16 protein-coding genes and 1 tRNA gene are annotated in these 21,631 nt (G+C 73.8%); 7 read left to right on the top strand and 10 right to left on the bottom strand.

The features are described 5' to 3' along the window. Nucleotides 1-7: 7 nt before the first annotated feature. A complete protein-coding gene (locus tag ASC82_RS13895; protein ID WP_056646796.1) occupies nucleotides 8-907 on the bottom strand; it encodes a DNA/RNA non-specific endonuclease in 900 nt (299 codons plus the stop codon). A 115-nt stretch (nucleotides 908-1,022) separates the two neighbouring features. On the opposite strand from ASC82_RS13895, the gene ASC82_RS13890 reads away from it, so the two are divergent. Then, nucleotides 1,023-1,829 carry a caspase family protein gene (locus tag ASC82_RS13890; protein ID WP_056646794.1) on the top strand — a complete coding sequence of 269 codons (807 nt, stop codon included), beginning with the start codon at nucleotides 1,023-1,025 and terminating at the stop codon, nucleotides 1,827-1,829. A gap of 3 nt (nucleotides 1,830-1,832) precedes the next feature. On the opposite strand, the gene ASC82_RS13885 is transcribed toward ASC82_RS13890, so the two are convergent. From ASC82_RS13885 to ASC82_RS13855, 7 genes are all read right to left on the bottom strand, one after another. After that, the gene (locus ASC82_RS13885; RefSeq protein WP_079039254.1) at nucleotides 1,833-4,952 is read right to left on the bottom strand and encodes a LuxR family transcriptional regulator; all 3,120 of its coding nucleotides are present in this window, start codon (nucleotides 4,950-4,952) and stop codon (nucleotides 1,833-1,835) included. A gap of 265 nt (nucleotides 4,953-5,217) precedes the next feature. Beyond that, nucleotides 5,218-6,912 carry a S8 family serine peptidase gene (locus ASC82_RS13880; RefSeq protein WP_056648516.1) on the bottom strand — a complete coding sequence of 565 codons (1,695 nt, stop codon included), beginning with the start codon at nucleotides 6,910-6,912 and terminating at the stop codon, nucleotides 5,218-5,220. 681 nt (nucleotides 6,913-7,593) lie between these two features. Beyond that, nucleotides 7,594-8,460, bottom strand: coding sequence for a GNAT family N-acetyltransferase (locus tag ASC82_RS13875; RefSeq protein WP_056646790.1), 867 nt, complete (start codon nucleotides 8,458-8,460; stop codon nucleotides 7,594-7,596). Between the two features lie 222 nt (nucleotides 8,461-8,682). Continuing rightward, nucleotides 8,683-9,588 (bottom strand): hypothetical protein, encoded by a 906-nt coding sequence (locus ASC82_RS13870; RefSeq protein WP_056646789.1) that lies wholly within the window; start codon nucleotides 9,586-9,588, stop codon nucleotides 8,683-8,685. After that, a complete protein-coding gene (locus tag ASC82_RS13865) occupies nucleotides 9,585-10,595 on the bottom strand; it encodes an SPFH domain-containing protein (protein ID WP_024761185.1) in 1,011 nt (336 codons plus the stop codon). Before ASC82_RS13865 ends, ASC82_RS13870 begins: the two co-directional genes overlap by 4 nt. A 67-nt stretch (nucleotides 10,596-10,662) precedes the next feature. Then, nucleotides 10,663-11,727, bottom strand: coding sequence for a DMT family transporter (locus ASC82_RS13860; protein WP_056646786.1), 1,065 nt, complete (start codon nucleotides 11,725-11,727; stop codon nucleotides 10,663-10,665). After that, nucleotides 11,724-12,671 carry a phosphatase PAP2 family protein gene (locus tag ASC82_RS13855; protein ID WP_056646783.1) on the bottom strand — a complete coding sequence of 316 codons (948 nt, stop codon included), beginning with the start codon at nucleotides 12,669-12,671 and terminating at the stop codon, nucleotides 11,724-11,726. The genes ASC82_RS13860 and ASC82_RS13855 overlap by 4 nt, the downstream gene beginning before the upstream one ends. 151 nt (nucleotides 12,672-12,822) lie before the next feature. Here ASC82_RS13855 and ASC82_RS13850 point away from each other — a divergent pair, with 151 nt between their 5' ends. Continuing rightward, entirely contained in the window at nucleotides 12,823-13,425 is a 603-nt protein-coding gene (locus ASC82_RS13850) for a TetR/AcrR family transcriptional regulator (RefSeq protein ID WP_056646779.1), read from the top strand. A 29-nt stretch (nucleotides 13,426-13,454) separates the two neighbouring features. Continuing rightward, a complete protein-coding gene (locus ASC82_RS13845; RefSeq protein ID WP_056646776.1) occupies nucleotides 13,455-13,832 on the top strand; it encodes a DUF488 family protein in 378 nt (125 codons plus the stop codon). 6 nt (nucleotides 13,833-13,838) lie between these two features. Here ASC82_RS13845 and ASC82_RS13840 read toward each other — a convergent pair whose 3' ends face one another. Further along, nucleotides 13,839-14,342, bottom strand: a complete 504-nt coding sequence (locus tag ASC82_RS13840) for a DUF309 domain-containing protein (protein WP_056646771.1) — start codon at nucleotides 14,340-14,342, stop codon at nucleotides 13,839-13,841. Between the two features lie 133 nt (nucleotides 14,343-14,475). Between ASC82_RS13840 and ASC82_RS30370 the strand changes: the two genes are divergently transcribed. Both ASC82_RS30370 and ASC82_RS13830 read left to right on the top strand, forming a co-directional pair. After that, entirely contained in the window at nucleotides 14,476-17,403 is a 2,928-nt protein-coding gene (locus tag ASC82_RS30370; protein ID WP_079039253.1) for an AAA family ATPase, read from the top strand. 53 nt (nucleotides 17,404-17,456) lie between these two features. Continuing rightward, nucleotides 17,457-17,533, top strand: a tRNA-Pro gene (locus ASC82_RS13830). A gap of 236 nt (nucleotides 17,534-17,769) precedes the next feature. On the opposite strand, the gene ASC82_RS13825 is transcribed toward ASC82_RS13830, so the two are convergent. Next, nucleotides 17,770-18,720 (bottom strand): glycoside hydrolase family 16 protein, encoded by a 951-nt coding sequence (locus tag ASC82_RS13825; protein ID WP_056646769.1) that lies wholly within the window; start codon nucleotides 18,718-18,720, stop codon nucleotides 17,770-17,772. Between the two features lie 351 nt (nucleotides 18,721-19,071). Here ASC82_RS13825 and ASC82_RS13820 point away from each other — a divergent pair, with 351 nt between their 5' ends. Continuing rightward, nucleotides 19,072-19,308 carry a hypothetical protein gene (locus ASC82_RS13820; protein ID WP_157863465.1) on the top strand — a complete coding sequence of 79 codons (237 nt, stop codon included), beginning with the start codon at nucleotides 19,072-19,074 and terminating at the stop codon, nucleotides 19,306-19,308. A 246-nt stretch (nucleotides 19,309-19,554) separates the two neighbouring features. After that, entirely contained in the window at nucleotides 19,555-21,630 is a 2,076-nt protein-coding gene (locus ASC82_RS13815; RefSeq protein ID WP_079039252.1) for a glycosyltransferase, read from the top strand. Nucleotide 21,631 lies beyond the last annotated feature (1 nt).

The following is a 21,631-nucleotide window of genomic DNA, read 5'->3' as shown; positions in this document are numbered from 1 at the left end:
GCCGACGTCAGGGGTGCAGCACGATGTCCCCGTACGACTCGAGGCGCCGCCAGCGCTCCTCCGGTCCGCGCGCCGGCGGTAGCACATCCACGTCCGGCAGCGGTCCGAACTCCAGCTCGGTGATCTCCGCGACGTCCGAGACGGGCACCTGATACGTACGGAAAGGGCCGAGCGGCGGCGGCGCGCCCGTCGTCGCCCCCGCGAGCGCCCGCTCGGCGTCCCGGCTCAGGTCGGGGCTCTGGTCGAGGACGTACGCGGCGGCGGCGAGCGCCCCGTCCTGGAGGAACGCCGCCACCTTCCAGAAGCGCATCGGCATCTGGATCCCCCGGTACGGCGGGTCGGAGTCGTGGAGCACGGGGCCCGTGAGGACGGTCAGCTTCCGGTCGAACTCGGCGGCGTGGTCGAGAAGGTGGTTCTCCAGCCCCTGCCAGAGCTGCTTGCCCTGGTTGAAGACGTCCGCCTGCGGCGCCGCGTTGGTGAAGTGGAAGGTGTCGGTATTGGCCTGGGCCGCCACGGCCGCCGACCCCCAGACCGGGTCGAGCCGGCGGACGAGATGACCCCGGTCGAGACTGTTGTTCCGGTAGATCTCCTCACCGGCCTGCTGCTCCTCGGGCAGCCGCGGGTCGAACTCCCAGACGTCGTCCCGGGGTACGTCCTCCAGGAGCTCCCGCCCCGCGATGCACACCGCGGTCGAGGCGGCGAGCCGCCGGTCCGGCCGGAAGACGACCGTGAAGTGCGTGTACGGCAGGATCACGGTCGCCACCGCCTCGCGGGCCGGGAGCGGAAGCGGTACGACGGGGCCGAGGAAGGCCTCGTCGTAGCCCTGGCGGTCGGCGAGCGCGTCGCGGCCGCGCCCGGAGGAGGGGCCGGGCGCCGCGGAGGCGGGCGAGGGATCGGAAGGGTTCATACGATGTAAGTACCGCGTGGAGAGGGTCGCGCTCGGCGCCGGACCGCAGGCCACTCGATCAGCCGCCCCCGGCACCGCCCCGGCATCCCCTCCCCTCCGTACGAGGAGGCACCCCATGGCCACCGGACTCTCCCTGCACGTCGGACTCAACGAGGTCGACCCCGCCCGGTACGAGGGCTGGGCCGGCACCCTGATCGCCTGCGAGAACGACGCCCGCGACATGGAGCTGATCGCCCGCACCGCGGGCTTCGAGACCACCGTCCTGCTCACCCCGGACGGCACCGTCGCCAACGTCACGGACGTCCTCGGCAAGGCCGCCACCCGGCTCGGCCCCGGCGACATCCTCCTCTTCACCTACTCGGGCCACGGCGGACAGATCCCCGACGAGACCGGACCGGACGACGAACCGGACCGCCTCGACGAGACCCTGGTCCTCTACGACCGCCAGTTCCTCGACGACGAGGTGCAGCAGGCCTTCCGCGCCTTCGCCGACGACGTACGGATCGTCTCCCTCCTCGACTGCTGCCACAGCGGCAGCAGCATCGAGATCCCCGGCGGTGCGGACGACGACCGGGGCCGCTACCTGCCCGAACCGCAGCAGCGGCAGCTGTACGAACGAGACCGGAGCTTCCTGACCGAGCTGCGGCGCTCGCTCGCCGAGGACGCGACCGCCGACGGGACGGACCCCGACGCCCTGCTCGTCTCCGCCTGCCAGGACAACCAGACCGCCGCCGACGGAGACGTCAACGGAGCCTTCACCGAGGCCCTGCTCCAGGTGTGGGACGCGGGCGCCTTCCAGGGCGGCTACCGGGACTTCCACCGCGCCATCCAGCACCGGCTGCCGCCGACCCAGAGCCCGAACCTCTACCTGACCGGCTCGCCGGGACCGGACTTCGTGAACCAGCGGCCCTTCACCGTCTGAGCCTCACGGCCGGAGAGCCGTCGCCAGCTGGGCGCGCGAGCGGACGTCGAGCTTCTGGTAGATCCTGGTCAGCCGCGCCTCGACCGTCTTCACGCTCAGATACAGCTTCGCCGCCGCCTCCTGGTTGCTGGCCCCCTGGCCCACCAGCCGGGCGAGCCGCAGCTCCGCCTCCGTGAGCGAGGAGAGCGCGGGCAGCGACTCCTCACCGCCCGAGCCGCCACCGGGACTCTCGCCCACCGCGCCCGCCGGGGTCTCCCCGGCCAGGGCGAGCCAGGGCGCCGCTCCGGCCCGCTCGAACACCGAGGCCGCCTCGTGCAGGGCGCTCTGCGCCGCCGACCTGCGCCGCCTGCGCCGCTCCACCCGGGCAAGCGCGATCAGCGCCCGGCCCCGCTCCAGCGGCAGCCCGGCGCGACCGAAACGGTCGGCCGTGCCCGTGAGCAGCTCGGCCGCCGCGTCCGTTTGCCCCTCCGCCGCCAGGCAGAGGGCGTGCACCCGGTCGCAGCCGAGGAGAACGGTGTCGCGTCCGAGCCGCTCCGCGACCGGCCGCACCTCCGCGAGGAGCGCGAGCGCCTCGTCGCCGGCGTCGTTGGCGAGCAGCGCCTCGGCCAGCTCCTCGTGCCAGCGCAGCATCGACGGATCCACGGTCGACTGGGCCCGCTCGTCGGCCTGGACGCGCCGCAGCGTCTCCAGGGCGGCGGCCACGTCCCCGTTGACGAGCTGGACCCGGCCGAGCGCGTACCGGCTGCGGGACAGGAAGACCCGGTCGCCCTCCTCCTCCGAGGCCTGGACGCTGCGGCGGGCGTAGCTCGCGGCCCGCGCGAAGCTGCCGCCCGCGGTCTCCGCGAGCGCGAGCGTGTACCAGGCGGGGCCGGGGGAGAGGCCCGCCTCCAGGGTGAGGGCGAGGGACTGCCCCGCGTGGGTGAGCGCGGCGGCGCAGGCACCCATGCGGGACTCGATCGCGGCGAGTGTGGAGAACAGCTCGATTGTGTCCTCCACCGAGCCGCGCCGCTGGACCAGGGGCAGGAGCGCGTTCAGCCCGTCCCTGGCGTCGGTCAGACGGTCGTCGAACAGCGCATGACGGATCGTCAGGATCTGTGCGGCGTTACGGATTCCGAGCGGACGCTCGGCCATCTCCAGGCCGCGCGCCTGGGCGAGTACGGCTTCGGCGTCGGGCGACCCGAGCGCCCGCTCCATCCGCGCCCGTACGGTCAGTGCCTGCGCCGCCGTACGCGGATCGCCCATCGAGGAGGCCAGCGCGGCCGATTCGACCGCCGCCGTCCGCGAGCGCTCCGGATCGCCGTCCGCGAGCACGTACTTGATGGCCAGTCGGAGCTGGACGGCGGCCCGCAGCGCGGTGTCCCCCTCGGAGTCCTCCATGGCGTGCACGTACATCTCGTCGAGCCCGGTAAGGCCCTGGCCGGCCGTGTCGAGGACGGCGAGCCGAGCCCTGACCCGGTCGGCCGGCGCCGCGTCCCGGGCGAGGAGGTCGGTGGCGGCCCGGATGGCGAGGTCGGCGCGGGCCGCGCGGGCGGCCTCCTCGGCGGCGTCGACGAGCCGGGCGATCCGCCGTGACCCGTGCGTGCCGGGTGTCGACTCGGCGGCGAGCAGAGCCAGTTCGGCGGCGAGCGCGTTGTTCCCGCGTCCCCGGGCCAGGTCGGCGGCGGCCGCGACCTCGGCGGCGAGCTCCTCGTCGGGCCGCTCGGTGGCGAGCGCCCGGTGGCGTACCGCCTCCACCGGGTCGTCGACGACCTCGGCGAGCGCAGCGTGCCCGGCGCTCCGCTCCGCCCAGCAGGCGTCGTGCACCAGCGTCGAGGGCAGCAGTCCGGCGGTGAACGTCACCGAGCCGTCCTCGGCGAGCGACACCAGGTCGGCCCGCTCCGCCGCCGCCAGGTCCGCCTCCGCCGTGGGCCGCCCGGCCCGGCGCACCAGGGTCGCCGAGGGGCGCAGCGCCAGCGCGGCGAGCAGCAGCGTCTCGCGCACGGGGAGGGGTGCGGCACCCAGGAGCTGGCGGGCGAGGTCGCGGGCGCGCCCGGAGAGCGTCAGCGCCTCCGCGTGGTGCACCGGGGTGCGGGCGTCGGCGAGCGAACGCCCCACGGCGAGCGCCAGCCGGGGGTTGCCGCCGCTGGCCCGGTGGATGCGGCCGGCCATCCGGGAGGGCAGCCGGTGGTGGATGAGGAGTTCGGCGATCTCGTCGGCGTGCAGCGGGGGGACGAGCAGGACGTCCGCCTCCGACGGCACCCAGAGGTGCGTGGCGTGCGGGTCCTCGGGGCGGAAGGCCGCCCGGTGGCTCTCGCCGTACGGCTCCTTGGCCTCGGCGTACGGTTCCGGTGTCTCGACGGCCACGACCCGCAGCGCGGGCGGCGCGAGGTGGAGCGCGAAGCGCAGCAGGTCCGCGCTGTCCGCGTCGATGTGCTGCACCCCGTCGACGACGAGCAGGACGGGGCCGCGGGAGGCGAGGGCGCGCAGGATCCGGGCGATGCCGAGGCGCAGCGCGATGGGGTCCCAGCCGCCGGCCGCGATCGGCGCCTCGCGGCAGAGCATGGCGACGGCGATGCGCTGGGGGCCGGGCAGTTCGTCGAAGACCCCGGAGGCGAGTACACCGGGGGCGAACTGTGCGGCGGGCGAAGGGCCGGAGGCGCCGCTGAGGCCGGAGGACGGCCCCGAGGCGGATGACGGCCCGGGTGCGGTGGACGCGAGCCAGGAGGGTGCCGTCCCGGCCGTGGACGACGGCCCCTCGGACGACGCCCGGGCGGCGGGCAGCATCCCCGTGGACGACGCTCCGGCCGTGGACGACGGCCCCGTGGACGACGGTCCGCCGGTGTGCGGGTCCACGGCGGACGGCTCGGGCACGGGCGTCCCGAGTCCCGGCCAGGTCACGGTCGCCGCCACGGAGGCGACGAGCGCGGCGGCCGAGGCTCCGGGTATCTCGCGGTCGGACGGCAGGGTCGCGAGCCATAGGACCGTCTCGCCGCGCGCCTCGGCGCGGGCGGCCTCGGCGAGTGCGAGCTCGGTCTTACCGACGCCCGCGGGTCCGGTGAGCAGGGCGCGGCCCCGCGCGTGCAGGACGCGTTCGAGCCGGGCGAGGAGTTCCTCCCGGCCGACCGGTGCCGGCGGTCCCCCCATGCCGGCGGGGCGCAGGGGGCGCTGCGGTGCTGTCGTCACTGTCCACCACCTCCGGCGCTCGGGCCCTCGGCCCATGAGCCCCGTGGGCAGAGAATACGGAGCCCACACGTGGAGTCCAGGCCCCTTGTCCGGCATACGGACGGGACCGCCCCGGCGGCTCCGGTCCGAACACGCCAGAACGCGCCCGTGGTGTAGACCACGAGCGCGTCGCTGACCAGCAATGATGCTGATGTGGGGGGTGGTTCAGAAGGGGTTCAGCGGTACATCAGAAGGTGAGGTTCCACGAGTCGATGTAGCCGGTGTCACCCGAGGCCACATCGCGGACCTGAAGCTTCCAGGTGCCGTTCGCGACCTCGCTCGACGCGTCGACCGTGTAGGTCGCCACGACGTTGTCGGCGCTGTCCGAGGAGGAGGACGCCTTCAGGTTGCGCACGGTGCCGTCCGGGGCGACCAGGTCGACGACCAGGTCCCCGCGCCAGGTGTGCTTGATGTCCACGCCGACCTTGAGGGCGGCGGGGGCGTTGCCGGTGCGGCCGGTGACGGCGATCGAGGACGACACGGTGGCGTTGTCGGAGATCGTGACGTCGGTCGCGTTGGTGAAGACGGTGCCGACCGGCGGGGTGGTGGTGACCGCGTCGACCGTCTTCGCGGAGTCCGCGATGCCGGTGCCGCAGCCGCCGGTGCAGGTGCCGGGCAGCGGGCGGGCGTTGGCCTTGATCGCGGACTCGATCTCGGCCGGGGTGAGGGTGCTCTTGGCCGACTTGAGCAGCGCGGCGAGGCCGGCGATGTGCGGCGCGGCCATCGAGGTGCCCTGGTAGGGCTTGTAGTTCTCGGCCGACTGGGTCGTCGTGCCCGAGTTCAGCGTGGAGTAGATGCCGTTCTCGGGGGTGGTGACGGTGCCGGGCGTGTCGGTGGCGCGGCGGGTCTCGCCACCGGGCGCGGACACGTCGACGATGGTGCCGAAGTTGGAGTAGTACGACCGGTTGCCCTCGCGGCTGGTCGACGCCACGTTGATGACGTTGGCGCAGTTCGCGGGAGTGAATCCGGAGGCGTTGGCGTTGCTGTTGCCCGCGGCGACGACGACGGTGGTGCCGCGCGAGACGGCGCCGTTGATGGCGGTCTGGTAGACGCTCGGGCAGGAGGCGCTGGCGCCGCCCAGGCTCATGTTGATGACCTTGGCCGGGTTGGCGTTGACCGGGATGCCCGGCACGGTGCCGCCGGAGGCCCAGGTGATGGCGTCGGCGATGTCCGAGGACGAGCCGCCGCACTTGCCGAGCACGCGCACGGGCTGGATCTTCGCGTTGTACGCGATGCCCGCGATGCCCTTGGTGTTGTTCGTGACGGCGCCGATGGTGCCGGCCACGTGGGTGCCGTGCCAGGAGGAGTTGGACGCCTTGGAGCCGGTGCCGCACTCGCCGTCGGTGGCGTTCCAGTCGCCCTCGTCCTTCGGGTCCGCGTCACGGCCGTTGCCGTCGCGGGCGTCGGCGGACGTGGAGATGAAGTCGTAACCCGAGACGACGTTGGTCGCCAGGTCCGAGTGGGCGGCGTAGCCGGTGTCGATGACGGCGACGGTGACGCCGGAGCCCGTGGTCTTGTCCCAGGCCGCAGGAACGTTCATGCCACCGGTGGGCTCGAAGAGGTCCCACTGCTTGGCGTAGTCGGTGTCGTTCGGCGCGGCCGCCATCGCGTAGGCGCGGATGTCGGGCTCGACCGAGGCGACGGACGGGTCGGCGCGGAACGCGTCCATGACCTCCGTCAGGTCCTGCTTGGTGGCGCTGTCGCCCAGGTCGACCAGGGCGCCACCGCCGGCGAGGCGGCGCTCGAAGGAGAGCGTCTCGCCCGTCTTCGCGGCCTTCTCGGCCGTGTCGCTCTTCGCGGCGGTGTTGGAACCGGCCTCGGCGGCCTGGCTCTTGTAGGTGACGATGACCTTCTCGACGGGGGCGCTGGGGAGCGCCCGCATCGTCTGCGAAGCCGGAGCCGGCTTCGGGGTGGCAGCGCCCGGGGCGGCGGCGAACGCCCCGGTGGTGGCAGCGGCGCCGAGGATCGCGGCGCTCGCGACCACGGATATGACTCTCCGCCTGGAACCGTTCAAGGTGTGGCCCTTTCGAGTACGACGTAACTGCGGAGCAGTGGCGGCGGCGCGGGACACACGGCGCGAAGTGGGGTCGCTGTCCGTCGGTCCCTGGGCTTGGGGAGCCCGTGCGCCGCCACCGGCGCGACGGCCCGGGTCAAGGCCGTCCCCGGCGGTCACCACCCTCCGCATGCACCTGTCAGATGCAGCTCGGGGGATGATATCTGCCGGTGCGGAGGACAGTAGGGAACGGGAGAGTGAACCCGATACGGGGAAAACCCTTGTCACCCCTCACCGGGCGGCGGGGGTCCCGCGAGGGGAGCGGGGGATCGACCTGGGAGGGTGCCGGGTGGGGAGCCGTTTCGGCTGGTGGGGATGGGTGCGGGGGTGGGTGCCGGGGCGGTACGGAGCCACCGGCGGATCCCGGCGCCTCCACGCCTTCTCCACTCCGCCTCCACACCCGGTCCAGGGACGGGAGTCCGGGAATCCGGGCCGCGAGTCCGGGATTCCTGGGGGCGTGGGTCCGGGTTGGGAGTCCGCGAGTCCGGTTGTCCGCGAGTCCCGGAGGCGTCAGCCGAGTTCGAGCGTCGTGACGCCGAAGACCCGCTCCCGCGCCACCGGCCGGACCGGCCCCGTGTACATCCGGGCCGTCTCGAACGTCGGCTCAAGTCCCCGCTCGAGCGCCAGTCGTGCCGCCGCCGGATTCGACTCCGGCATGTCGACGGCGATCCGGGTCGCGCCGAAGTCCCGCGCCTCGGCGGCGAGCGCGTCGAGCAGGACACCCGCGTCCGCCGGGGTGTCGGCGAACAGCGGCCCGACGCGCGCCGCGTCCTGTGCGGGGCGGACGACCCCGTACCCGGCCGGACGACCGTCGACGACCCGGACCAGCACACGGTGGCCGGGCGTGGTGATCCACCTGACGAGGAAACGCGGCCGGTCAGCATGGTGACAGGCGTTGTCGTACGCGCCGATGGCGGCCGGGTCGAGCACCGCGCCGGGCACCACTCCGGCCACCGGGCGGTCGGGCGCCGGGACCTCGCCCACGAAGCGCGCCGTGCGGTACGCCGTGGTGAAGCCGGAGCGCCGGTAGTTGTCCTGCTGCGCCGGCACCCCGTCGAGCCCGACGGACCGGTCACCGGCGTGGGCGAGCGCCGCCCGCCAGGTGGCCAGGCCGTGGCCGAGCCCGCGGAACTCGGGGCGGACGAGGTAGAAGCCGAGGAAGGCGTACGTCTCGCTGTAGTTGACGACCGAGATGGCGGAGACGGGCTCCCCGTCGACGCGCCCGAGGAAGAAGCCGCCCGGATCCTGCGCGAAGAAGGCGGGGACGTCGGAGAGTCCGGGATTCCACCCCTCCTCGGCGGCCCAGGAGGACACGAGCGCCCAGTCCCCGGGCGTGGCGGGGGCGACGGACAGCGAACCGGAGGAGGCGGGTGCCATGGGGTTCCTTCAACAGCCGGAGCCGGGCGGGCGGTGGAGCGGTGGAGCGGTCGGGCGTCGGGCGGAGCGCGCCGAGCATAGTGCCGTCGTCCGACTCCTCCATCCCGCGCCGATCGATTCCGGCCGCGTGTCCCCACCCATCCCCGCTGTGTCATGAGGCCCGGGGAGGGGCATCCCGCGCCCCCGCTCGGCGGCGCGGCCACCAGCACCCGACCGGCCCCGTCACCCCACCAGCCGGAGGCGGGCCTCCGCCGCCGCGAGGCGGATCGTCTGGCCCCACGTCAGGTGCAGGGCGTCCGATTCGACACCGTCGCCGAAGGCCACCAGCCGGTCCGACTCGACGGTGAGCCGCAGGCCGTGGCCCGCGCCGAGGAGGCCCTCGACGCGGGTGGTGCCGGTCGTCGGCGACGGCCAGGCCTCGCGGACGAACCAGGCGAGCCGGGCGTCCGCCGGCGCGGGCAGGACGAGCGCGCTGGAACGCTGCTCCCAGAGGGACCGCAGCCACCCCGTGGCCCCCGTGCCGGTGCCGACGAGGACACCCGACGAGGCCTGCGGCTCGGACTCCGGCGGGACGTCCCCGCCGTCGAGCCCCAGCGTGTATCGCGCGGTCTGGTGGCCGGGCGGGCCGACGTAGATCTCGTTCAGCGCGAGGAGCCGCTGCGCGTCGTCGGTGACCGCCTCCACCATCGTCAGCTCGTCGACCGCCGCCCCGTCCCCCGCCGCGTACGGCAGCAGCCGCCGCGCCTGCGCCGCGCGGTGCCTGACCAGGACGCCCGCGTTGCGCCCGGGGTCGGCGTCGATCCCGACCACCGGCTGCCCCGTCAGGTACTTCGCCGCGTTGGCGACGAGCCCGTCCTGGCCGACCACGACGACCACGTCCTCGGGTCCGAAGAGGAACCGGTCCAGGTCGGCGCGCTCCACCCGGGTCTGCCGCCAGGACAGCGGGACCGCGCCCGCCACCTCGGCGAGCGCCTGCCGGACGCGCTCGTGCCGCTCCCGCACGGCCTCGATCGAACGGCCGCGCGCGGAGAGGAAGAAGGCGGCCTGGCCGTGGGTCCCGTGCCGGGCGAGCAGCTCCTCGTACTCCGTGGTCCGGTGCACGAGGACCGCGCGCGGCGCGAGGCTCACGACCGGGCCCCGCCCTCGCCGCCCAGCTTCGCGAGGAGCCCGGTCAGCACGTCGGGGGAGAGCGTGAGGTGCTCGATGCGGGGCAGGTTCTCGGCGGCCCGGGTCACGGCCAGGGCGTGCAGCGTCGCCGGCTCGGCCTCCCCGTGCGCCCGCAGCCACGCCGACTGCGCGCCCGCGCGCGCCTCGCCGACCACGCGCGCCGCCTCGGCCTCGGCCCGGGCGAGCCTGACCTTCCGTACGGCCTCGGCCTCGGCGCGTACGGCGTCGGCGGCGGCGCTCTCCTCGGCCTCGCGGCGCGCGTTGGTGCCGCGCTGCTCGACGAGCCGCTCCTCCTGGCGGGCCAGCTCGATCTTGCTGGCGAGCTCGTTCTCGGCGATGGCGCGTTCGCGTTCGACCGCCACGGCCCGGCGTTCGTAGGTGGCGCGGTCCGCCTCCTGCTGGATCTGCTCGCGGGCGGGGGTGCGCAGGGCGCGCTCGACCTCCGGTTCGGGCCGGATCGCCACCACCCGGACCGCGACCAGTTCGATACCGGTGTCCGGCAGGCGCGGTTCGGCCGCGAGGCCGTCCGAGATCCGGTCGCGCACCGCCGCCACCCCGTCGACGAGCGCCGCCGCGAGGGTGGTGCGGGCGAGGACGTCGAGGGCGTGCTGCTGGGCGGTCTCGGTGAGGAGGGTGGCGATCTGCTCCAGCGGCGTACCGCGCCAGGCGCCGGTGTCGGGGTCGATCGAGAAGTCGAGCCGGGTGGCCGCGGCCGCCGGGTCGCCGATCCGGTACGTGACGGTGGACTGCACGCTCACGTCCTGGAAGTCGGCCGTGCGGGCGTGGAACGCCATCGCCAGCTCCCGGTCGTTCACGGGAACCTCGGAGAGGGCGGCGGTACGCGGCCGGAACCAGAAGCTCAGCCCTTCGCCGTCGTGGACGAGCTGTCCGCGGCGCTGGTGGCGGATGTGGGCGGTGGGCGCGGAGCGCAGATGGCGCCAGCCGGACCGCCGGGTGATGTCAGCCATGGAAACCCCCTTGTCGTCATGCTGACGATAGGGGGTTTCCGGCGTTTACGTCAATGTGACGAAAGGGTCAGCCGCGGACCGACGCGCGAGCCGGCTCCACCTCCGGGACGGAGAGCGGGAGGGGAAGGGGTGCAGAGAGGGGCGCCGGGACGGGGAACGCGGTGAGGTCGGTGGCCGGCCGGGGCGGCGACACCGGCCGGGACTCCGCCACGACGGTCGACGGGACCGGGGCCGCCTCGGGAGCCGGCGCGCCGCCCTTCGTCAGGAGCACCACGCCCCGCGCCGCGACCAGCGACGCGGCGGCCGCGATCGGCCAGCCCCACGCGCCCGCCCGGAACGTCTCACCGAGCAGGGCCACGCCGATGATCGCGGCGGCCGCCGGGTTGGACAGGTTGACGACGGCCAGCGGCGCCGCGAGCCCGCCCCGGTAGGCGGCCTGCGAGAGCAGGAGCCCGCCCACGGCGAAGCCCGAGATGAGGATCGCGAGCACCGCGGTCTGCCACCAGACGGGTTCCTTGCCCGGAAGTTCGAGCGCGAGCGCGGCCGTCAGGGTCTGCGTCAGGGCGGAGCCGACGCCGGACGCGATGCCCGATGCCGTCGCGTGCCCGAGCCCGCGACCGCCCTTGCCGCTCTTGCCGCCGCCCTCGGTGCCGCGTCCGTGCGACAGTCGGCCCGAGGCCAGTGCGGCGATCAGGAGCGCCGTCGCCGCGGCGACGATCAGGGCCTCGCGCAGGCTGAGGGCCTCGCCGGGCGCGGCGGGACCGGTCATCGCGACCAGGCCGACGAGCCCGCCCAGGGTCAGCAGCGCTCCGCGCCACTCGGTCCGGGTCACGCGCCGGCGCGCGCAGTACGCGCCGAGCGGCAGCGCCGCCACGAGCGTCAGGGCGCCGAGCGGCTGGACCAGGGTCAGCGGCCCGTAGTGCAGGGCCGCCACATGCGCGAGGGCTCCGGCGGCGTTCAGACCGACCGCCCACCACCACTGCCCGCGGGCCAGGAGCGCGCGGAGCGCTCCGCGTCCGGCCGGGGCCGAGGAGGCGGCAAGCCGCGCCTGGGCCACGGCGGCGAGCGCGTACCCGGCGGCGGAGACGAGGGAGAGGAGCACCGCGAGGACGGTGCCGGCGACGGGGCTCATCGCAGGGCTCCGGCCGGGAGGGTGCTCGTCCGGCGCTGGTGGGGCACGGTCGGCGGGGTCGGCGGCGCCGTACCGCTGCGGTCCGGGGCCCGGACGGCGAGCAGCGCGAGGCCGAGGAGCGCGGCGGCGGCCAGCGCGTCGAACCAGTAGTGGTTGGCGGTGCCGACGATCACGAGCAGGGTGAGCAGCGGGTGCAGCAGCCACAGCACGCGCCAGCGGGAGCGGGTCGCGGCGATCAGGCCGATCGCGACCATCAGGGCCCAGCCGAAGTGCAGGGACGGCATCGCGGCGAACTGGTTCGCCATCGAGTCCGCTTCGGGAGTGGCGCCGTACACGGACGGGCCGTAGACCCGTGCCGTGTCGACGAGGCCGGTGGCGGCGAGCATCCGCGGCGGAGCGAGCGGCATCAGGAGGTGCAGCGCGAGCGCGGCGCCGGTGACGAGCGCGAGGACGCGGCGCGACCACACGTAGTGGGCGGGGCGGCGCCAGTACAGCCAGCAGAGGAAGGCGATGGTGGCCGGGAAGTGCACGGCCGCGTAGTAGGTGTTGGCGGCCCGGATGAGGGGTTCGCCGTGCATCAGCAGCTGCTGGATCGTTCCCTCGCCCGGGAGGTGGAGTGCGCGCTCGGCGTCCCAGACGAGGTCGGCGTTGCGGAAGGCGCGGGCCTCGTGGCCGTTGGCGACGAGCCGACCGAACTTGTAGACGAGGAAGAGCGCGGTGACGAGCACGAACTCGCGCAGGAGCGGCGGTCTCGCGACCTTCTCGCGACCCCCGGCCCGGCCGTCGTCCCGGCCGTCGTTCCGACCTCCGGCCCGGCTGTCGTCCCGACCTCCGGCCGGGTCTTCGGCTTCCTCGCGGCCTTCGGGCTCACCGGGGCCGGGGGTAGCCGTCGTCCCCGGTCCTGGAGGACGTCGTCCTCGTGTCCCGCGTATCCCGGCAGCCATCGCGCGGCCCCTCTAATCCGTCAAACCGGCAGCAAACGGAGTGAGCCTAGATCCGATTCGATCGAGACGCAAGCGTCTCGATACGTTTGCGTCTCGATTGTGCACCCCCTACTCTCGTATGTGCAGAGACAGAGGTGTCCGGGAGGATTCGATGTCCACACAGGCCGCGACCGCCGCCGCCCGTCGCAGCAAGATCACGCCGGAGCGTGAGACGGAGCTGTACGACGCGGTGATCTGCCTCCTCAGAGAGGGCGGCTACGACTCGGTGACCATGGAGGGCGTCGCGGCCCGCACCAAGTGCGGCAAGGCCACCCTCTACCGCCAGTGGGGCACGAAGCCGCAGCTCGTCACCGCCGCCCTGGCCCAGCGCCGCTGCACCGTCTTCACCGGCATCGACACCGGCACCCTCGCCGGCGACCTGCGCGAGGCCGCCCGCGTCGCCGCATCCCACCGCGAGCGCGACGCCGAGCTCATGGAGGCCGTCGCCCAGGCCTACGTCCAGCACCCCGACCTGCGCGCCGCCCTCCGCGAGACCGTCATCGCCCCCGAGGTCGCGGCCATCGACGCGGTCGTGGCGCGCGCCGTCGAGCGGGGCGAGGTCGCCGCCGACAACCCCGCGATCGCCTTCGTCGCCCCCTGCTTCATGGGCATGCTCCGCATCGAGCGGATCTTCGAGGAGCGCTTCGCCGAGACCTCGACCATGCGCGGCTTCGTGGACGCCGTCCTCCTTCCGGCGCTGCGCGCCGAGAGGTGAGCACCCGGTCCGTCCGGCACCCTGGAGGCATGCGCGCGAGCACCCCCGACGTCCGTGTCCGCCGGATCTACGAGACCCCGTCGCCCGACGACGGCGTCCGTGTCCTCGTCGACCGGCTCTGGCCGCGCGGACTCGCCAAGACGGACGCCCGCATCGACGAGTGGCCGAAGGCCCTGACGCCCTCCACCGAGCTGCGCCGCTGGTACCACGGCCCCGAGGGCGAGTACGCGGAGTTCTGTCGGCGGTACGAGGCCGAACTCGCCGCCCCCGAGGCCGCGGCGGCCCTCGAACGGCTCAGGGACCTCGCCGCCCGGGAGACCGTCACCCTCCTCACGGCGGCCAAGGACCCCTCGGTCAGCCACACATCAGTGCTCGAACGCGAACTCGCCCGACGGGCAGGGGAGTAGAGAGGATCACGCGCCGGTTCTGCGCAGGCGAGGCGCCTCCGCCGCCGCGTCGACCTCCGTGCCGGTCCCTTCGATCCGGTCGGACAACTCCCGCGCCCACGCGACGAGTCCGCCGACATCGATCCCGTAAGCACTCCGGTCCGGCGTTCCCTCGCGCGCGCTCGTGAGCCGGTCGGCGCCCCGGCGCAGCAGTCGCGCCCCGCCCTCCCGGTTGCCGCGTGCGGCGTGCGTCAGGCCGACCGCGAGCTGCGCGAGCCCCTGCCACAGGTCGCGTTCCGCCTCCGGCCCCGACTTCCAGGCGTCCTCGAAGACCTCGTGGGCGTGGAAGGGCATCCCGGCGTCCAGGAGCCGCTGCGCCTCGCGCAGGGTCTCGTCGGGCGTGCGCACGACGCCCTCGGGCTGCCGGGCCACTCCCTCCGCCCCGTGCGGCAGCGGCCGGCCGAGCCCGTCGCGGGGGCGCGCGTTCCGCGCCCGGCCCTCCTCGTCGCGATCCCTCGTCGTCCGGTTCACCCGTCCATTGTCGCCCCCGGGAGGATCAGGGGCGGTAGGCTCGTCGGCCCGACGTTTCGCGGGGGCCGTGTGGGTCGCGCGGCCCAGGCGGGCCGCGTCGTGCCCGTAGCTCTTGTGGGGGAGTGAGTAGCCGGTGCCGTCGGAAGCCGAACAACCCCTGCCCGAAAGGGCGTTCACGGCCGCTGCCCGCCCGGAGCGGAGCGTCCTGCTCGAACGCGGCCCGGAGCTCGCCGCGGCCTTCCACGCGGTCGACGCACTCGTCGCAGGGGCCGCGGCCGGCGGTCCCGCCCGGGGCGGCGTCCTCGTCCTCCGGGGCGATCCGGGCGTCGGCAAGACGTCGCTCCTGGCCGAGATCCACCGCGCGGCCCGGGACCGGTGCACCGTCCTGACCGCGCGCGGCGGCGAGACCCTCACCGCCGTCCCCTTCCACCTCACCCGCCAGCTCCTCCAGCCCGCCCTGGACGGCTACGGCCCCGAGGGCGTCCGGCACCTCTTCGGCGACCACTTCGACCTGGTCGCCCCCGCGCTCGGGCTCGCCCCGCCGTCGGCCGCGCCCGCCGACCCGCAAGGCGTACGGGACGGCCTGGTCCGGCTCCTCGACCGCCTCGCGGACGGCCTGCGCGACCGGCCTCCGGTCCTGCTCGTGGACGACGCGCACTGGGCCGACACCGAGACCCTGACCTGGCTCGACGCCTTCACGCGGACGCGCGAGGACGGCCGGCTGCCGGTCCTCGTCGTCGTGGCCCACCGCCCGCTGCCGGGTGGCGGAGGATCCCGGCACCGGACCGCGGGCCAGAACGACGGCGTCGGCCATGCCGACGGCGTCGGCCATGCCGACGGCGACAGCCACGCCGACGGCGACAGCCACGCCGACGGCGACAGCCACGCCGACGGTGACGGCCATGCCGATGGTGACGGCCATGCCGACGGCTACGGCTCCGGCCACGCCGACGGTGACGGCAACTCCGACGGCGCGGCCCTCCTCACCGGACTGGCCGACCGAGCCCTCCTGACGCTCGGGCTGCACGCCCTCACCTCCGAGGCAACCGCCGAGCTCGCCCGCGAAGCGCTCGGAGCCCATGCGGACGAGCCGTTCTGCCGCGAGCTGTGGACGGTGACCGCAGGCAATCCGTACGAGACGGTCGAACTGCTCGCCAAGGTCCGGGACCGCACGCTCGAACCCGTCGCGGGCACGGCCGGCCTCCTCCGGAACCTCGCCGCGGGCGCCCGCGGCGGCGGCCTCGTCATGCGCCTCGAAGCGCTCGGCAGCGGCCCGACCCGGCTCGCCTGGGCCGTCGCGGTCCTCGGCGCGGACAGCACGCCGGACCTCCTCGCGAAGCTCACGGGCATGGACGCGACGGAGCTCGCCGACAACACGGAGCAGCTCCGCCGGGCCAGGATCGTCACGCCGCCGCCACGGACCGGCGGCGCGAGCCCTCACCTGGAGTTCGCGCACCCGCTCATCGCGACCGCCGTGTACGGCTCGGTGCCGGCGGCCGTCCGTACCGCCCTGCACGGGCGCGCCGCCTGGGCGCTCGCCGAGGCCGGCCACGGACCGGCGGCCGCCTCCCGCCACCTCCTCGAAGTGCACCCGGACGACGACGAGGACGTCGTACGCCGCCTCCGGGCCGCCGCCGTCGAGCACCTGGCCGTCGGCGCCCCCGACGCGGCCCGCCGCTGCCTGGAACGGGCCCTCGCCGAACCGCCGGGGCCCGACACGTACGCCAGGGTCCTGTACGAACTCGGCTGCGCGTCCCTGCTCACCGCACCCGCCGCCACCGTCCTGCACCTGCGGTCCGCGCTCGCCCTGCCCGGCCTCGACGACACCCTGCGCACCGACGCGACCTACCGGCTCGCGCAGGCCCTCGCCCACAACAACCAGCTCCAGGAGGCCGCGCGGGCCGTCGCAGCCGAGGCGGCCCGCACCCCGCCCGGCACCGGCCGACGCCGCCTCCAGGCGGCCCACTTCATGTACGAGGGCTTCCAGGCGACCGAGGACGACGGGCCCGGCCGCTCCCGCCGCCTGGCCGAGCTCACCGCCGCCTTCACCGGAGCCGACAACTCCGAGCGGGCCCTCCTCGCCGTCCGGGCCTTCGACGCGATGCTCCGCGGCGAACCCGCCGACGAGGTCGTACGCCTCTGCGACCGCTCCCTCGTCGACGGCGCACCGGCCCGCGGCCTCGGCTGGACGAACCCGGCCTGGGGCTTCGAGATCCCGGCCCTCACCGGCATCGCGTACGTCTTCGCCGACCGGCCCGACCGGGCCGAGGCCCTCTTCACCGAGGCCGTCCGGGCCTTCGAGATCTCCGGCTGGAGCGGCGCCCACCTCGCCTTCGCCCATGCCCTCCTCGGCCTCGTCCACCGGCGCCGCGGTGACCTGCCGCGCGCCCAGCACCACCTGGAGGAGGGGCTGCGCCTCGCCGACCGGGTCGGCGACGGGCTTCCCGTCCACTGGGACACCGCCTGCCTCCTCGTCGACACCCTCCTCGCCCGGGGCCGTACCGCCGAGGCGCGGAGCGTCGCCGACCGGTACGCCTTCGGCCCGCCCTGGCCCGGCGCGATCGTGCTGCCCGACGGCCCCAGCGTCCTCGGCCGGCTGCTGCTCGCCGAAGGCCGTGCCGAGGACGCCGTACGCACCCTCGAAGGGGCGGCAGAGGCGCTGACCGGCCGCGCCCGCCACCACGTCGTCTGGGCCCCCTGGTCCTTCGACCTCGCCCGGGCCCTCGCCCCCGTGGACCCGGACCGCGCGGCCGGGATCGCCGCCGAGGCCGCGGCCCACGCCGAACGCCTGGGCACCCCCACCGCCCTGGGCGAGGCCCTGCGCTGCGCCGCCCTCTTCGCGGACCCGGCGGAGGCCCGCGACCTCCTCACCCGGGCCGTCGGCCACCTCGCCGCCTCCCCGTCCCGCTACGAGGAGGCCCGCGCCCGCCTCGACCTCGCCCACGCCACCGGCTCCCCCGCCGACCTCGCCCGAGCGGCCACCCTGGCCGCCACCTGCGGCGCAGACGCACTCGCCACAGCAGCGGTGACTGCCCGTGCGTCAGCCCACCCCCGGGAGTGAGGTAGTGTTTCTCCTGCACGCCGACGCGGGGAAAACCCGCGGAAGACGAGCATCGGGACGTGGCGCAGCTTGGTAGCGCACTTGACTGGGGGTCAAGGGGTCGCAGGTTCAAATCCTGTCGTCCCGACCATGCGGAAACGCAGGTCGGAGGTCGTTCTCTCATCCGTGAGAGGACGGCCTTTCGTGCGTTCCGGGGCCATGATGGCCGCAGCCACGCCGGCCGGCCAGTACGACCGGCCGGCCMGTACGACCGGCCGGCCCGTACGACCGGCCGGCCCGTACGACCGGCCGGCCCGTACGGGCCGGCCGTCTGCTCGCCTCCGCCGAGTACGTCGTCGACGGCTCGGTGCGCGGCAGCAGGTGGGGTCAGGACTTCGGGACGGTGTTGACGTAGCCCGTGCCGGTGCTGTGGAAGCCGTCCACCGTCTTCTGGACGTCCGCCTGGGAGACGGCCTCGTCGGCCTTGTAGTAGACCCAGTCGACCTTCATGTCCCAGACGCGCGGGCCGCCGGTGAAGGGGAGGTCGATGAGCCAGTTGCTGAAGTGGATGTCCATCTGCTCGCGCGGGACGTACTTGCCGGAGCTGGTGAACAGCTCCTTGCCGTCCAGGGAGTAGGTGACCTTTCCGTCCATGGCGGTGATCATCATGGTGTGCCAGCCCCCGAGGCGCCGCTCGACGGTGTTGTGGACCCGGTCCGGCGGGTCGGCCTTGTACCAGCTGACGTTGTCGAGCTGCGGACCCACCGAACCCCAGCCGCCGTTCGGCAGGTACTCGAAGTCGAGTTCGCTGTACTTGTCCGAGGAGTCCGAGGGGGAGATCGGGAAGAAGGTCTGGACGACGTGGTCGCCGTCGCGTCCGCTCGTGGGCTTGTCGCTGAGGTGGACCCGGGCGGCGTAGGTTCCCGTGAAGAAGTTCCGGCTCGTGGTCTGCACCTCGACCTGAGTGGTGCCCTGCTCGGTGCCGTCGGTGGAGGAGCGCAGTCGTAGGACCTTGCCCCCCTTGGCTGCCGGGTCGGAGGGGAAGGCGGCGCCGTCGGCGCTCCAGGTGTCCTTGATTCCCGGGCCGCCCCCGCCGGTGCGGATCTCCCAGCCGTGCGCGGCGAGCGAAGCGTCGTCGGCGCCGGTGTAGTCGAAGTCGTCGAACAGCGTTCCCGGCGGTCCGGTGGGCGTGGGCGAGGCCTCCTGCGCGGGTCCGGCGGCGTCGGCGCCCCCGCCGGTCGCGGGGTCGGTGGAACACGCGGCGAGTACGCACAGGAGGGCGGGCAGCGTGAGCGCGGTCCACGCTCGGCGACGAGAGGTGCGGCGGGGCTGGCTCACACAGGCTCCTTGGGGCGTAGAGGCGGTGACTGGACACGCCCGTTGCATGCGGATCGATCGCTGATCGCGTGAATCGAGCGGTCATCCTAGCGAAGGAATCAAGCCACCCCATCCTGTGTTCGCGACCCGGTCATCCAAGGGTCGGGAGGCGCTCGTTGACATACCGATCCGGTTACGACACTCGATCGGATCACGTCAAATACGCACATCACGCACCAATCGATTCAGGCCATGCGCTACGGTCCGCTCTACGCTTCAGCGGTTTTCACACCCTGCACAAAAAGGCCACAACTCATGCGCCAAGTCGCTACATCCTCCGGGCGTGGACCGATCCACTCCGTGCAGCTCGGCGTGGCTGAATCACGTCAGGAGGAGCCCGCTCCGGCACCGGTGTTCGTCGACGAGTCGGGTCTGCGCAGCCGTCTGCTGCGGCGCTTCGGCTGGCCGGTTTCCGTGGTCGGCGCGATCCTGGCGGCCGCCATGGGCAGCAGCCTCATCGGCGTGCAGTCGGACGCCCCGGCGATGGGGATACCGCCGAAGCCCTCCTACCTGCCCGCCAAGGGGCCCTTGTCGCCCTTCTGGCCCTAGGGCGTGCCCTAGAGGGCGCGGTCTGCGACACCCCACCAGAAGAAGTTCGGCCATCCGTCGAACATCGCGACATTCCATGGCATACCGCGACCGTCGTGCCGCCCGGAGCACCGCCTGCGGGCCGGGCCGAGCGCGCCTGATCGTCCGCACCACCCATCTCCAGGAGCGCCCTTGTCCCGCCATCAGCGTCGTCGGCAGTCCCTGCTGAGGCCGCGCCGACTGGCTGCGCCGCCGCTGCGCTTCTTCATGCCGCTGTCCCTGCTGGCCTGCTTGCTCGCGCTCCTCGTCCTGCGCGGCCTCGCCACCAACGAGGCGTTCCACGACACCCGGGTCGCGACCTCGGTCGACAAGACGACCGTGCCGGAGAACCTGCTCAAGGGCGGCCCGGTCATCGACGCGCGCGGGTCCAAGAACGAGCGCCCCGTGAGTTATCGGATCCCCGACCGCACCGTCGTCCTGAGCTTCGACGACGGCCCCTCGCCGGAGTGGACCCCGAAGATCCTGGACGTGCTCGCGGCCCACGACGTCCGCGCGGACTTCTTCGTGACCGGCGCGATGACCACGCGCCACCCGGAGCTGATCCGGCAGATCGTGGCGGGCGGCCACGAGATCGGTGTGCACAGCTTCACCCACCCCGATCTGGTGTACCAGTCCGAAGCCCGGATCAGCTGGGAGCTGGCGCAGACACAGCTGGCGCTGGCCGGCGTCGCGGGTGTCCACAGCGCGCTGTTCCGCCCGCCGTACTCCTCCGACGCCTCGGCGCTCGACGACTGGAACTACCCGGTGATCAAGTACGTGGGTTCCCACGGCTACCTCACCGCGTTCATCGACCGCGACACCCACGACTGGAAGCGTCCCGGCGTCGACGCGATCGTCAAGGCGGCGATGCCGCGCAAGCCCGGCGCGGGCGAGCTGATCCTGCTGCACGACGCGGGTGGCGACCGCTCCGAGACCCTTGCCGCGCTCGAGCAGATCATCGTGAAGCTGAAGGGCGAGGGATATCGATTCGCCACCGTCTCCGAGGCGCTCGGCGCCACCGACGCCACCGTGCCGGTGCACGGCTACCAGCTGTGGGCGGGCAAGTGCTTCATCTGGGCCAGCGAGGCCGCCGTGCTCACCCTGCCGGTGCTGGTCGCGCTGCTGGCCGTCGTCGGCTTCCTCAACTTCGGCCGGTTCGCGCTGATGCTGGTCCTCGCGCCGCTCCACGCCCGGCGCTCCCGGCGGCGGGACGCGTGGGGACCACCCGTCACCGAGCCGGTCACCGTCCTCGTACCGGCGTACAACGAGCGCGAGTGCATCGCGAACACCCTCAACTCCCTGATCGCCAGTGACCACCCGATCGAAGTGATCGTCATCGACGACGGCTCCACGGACGGCACCGCGGACATCGTCGAGGAGATGAACCTGCCGTTCGTCCGGCTGATCCGCAAGGTCAACGGCGGCAAGTCCAGCGCGCTCAACGCCGGCATAGCCGCCGCGTCGCACGACATCGTCGTGATGATGGACGGCGACACCGTCTTCGAGCCGTCCACCGTGCGCGAGCTCGTCCAGCCCTTCGGCGACAGAGGGATCGGCGCGGTCGCGGGCAACGCCAAGGTCGGCAACCGCGACAGCCTGATCGGCGCTTGGCAGCACATCGAGTACGTCCTCGGCCACAACCTGGACCGCCGGATGTACGACATGCTCAACGTCATCCCGACCATCCCCGGCGCGGTCGGCGCCTTCCGCAAGGAGGCCCTGCGGCGGGTCGGCGGAATGAGCGACGACACCCTCGCCGAGGACACCGACATCACCATGGCGGTGCTCTGCGACGGCTGGCGGATCGTCTACGCCGAGCGCGCCCGCGCCTGGACCGAGGCCCCCGCCAGCCTCCAGCAGCTCTGGTCCCAGCGGTACCGCTGGAGCTACGGCTCCATGCAGGCGATGTGGAAGCACCGCCGCTCCGTGACCTCCCGGGGCCCGGCCGGGCGCTTCGGCCGACTCGGGCTGCCGCTCGTCGTGATGTTCGGCGTTGTCGCCCCGCTGCTCGCGCCGCTGGTCGACATGTTCCTGCTGTACGGCGTGCTGTTCGCGGACGCCCCGATCACCCTCGCCAGCTGGGGCGGCTTCATCCTGCTCCAGGCCGTGCTGTCCTGGTACGCCTTCCGGCTCGACGGCGAGAAGCCCCTGCATCTGATCAGCCTGCCGATCCAGCAACTGGTCTACCGGCAGCTGATGTACATCGTCCTGTTGCAGTCCACGATCACGGCGCTGACCGGTGGCCGACTGCGCTGGCAGAAGCTCCGGCGCACCGGCGAGGTCGCCGCACCGGTGGAGGCCTGAC

The sequence above is a fragment of the Streptomyces sp. Root431 genome, assembly GCF_001426585.1.
GTDB lineage: Bacteria > Actinomycetota > Actinomycetes > Streptomycetales > Streptomycetaceae > Streptomyces > Streptomyces stackebrandtii.
The sequence above is the reverse complement of the archived record's forward strand: the minus strand, read 5'-3'. Positions and strand labels throughout refer to the sequence as shown.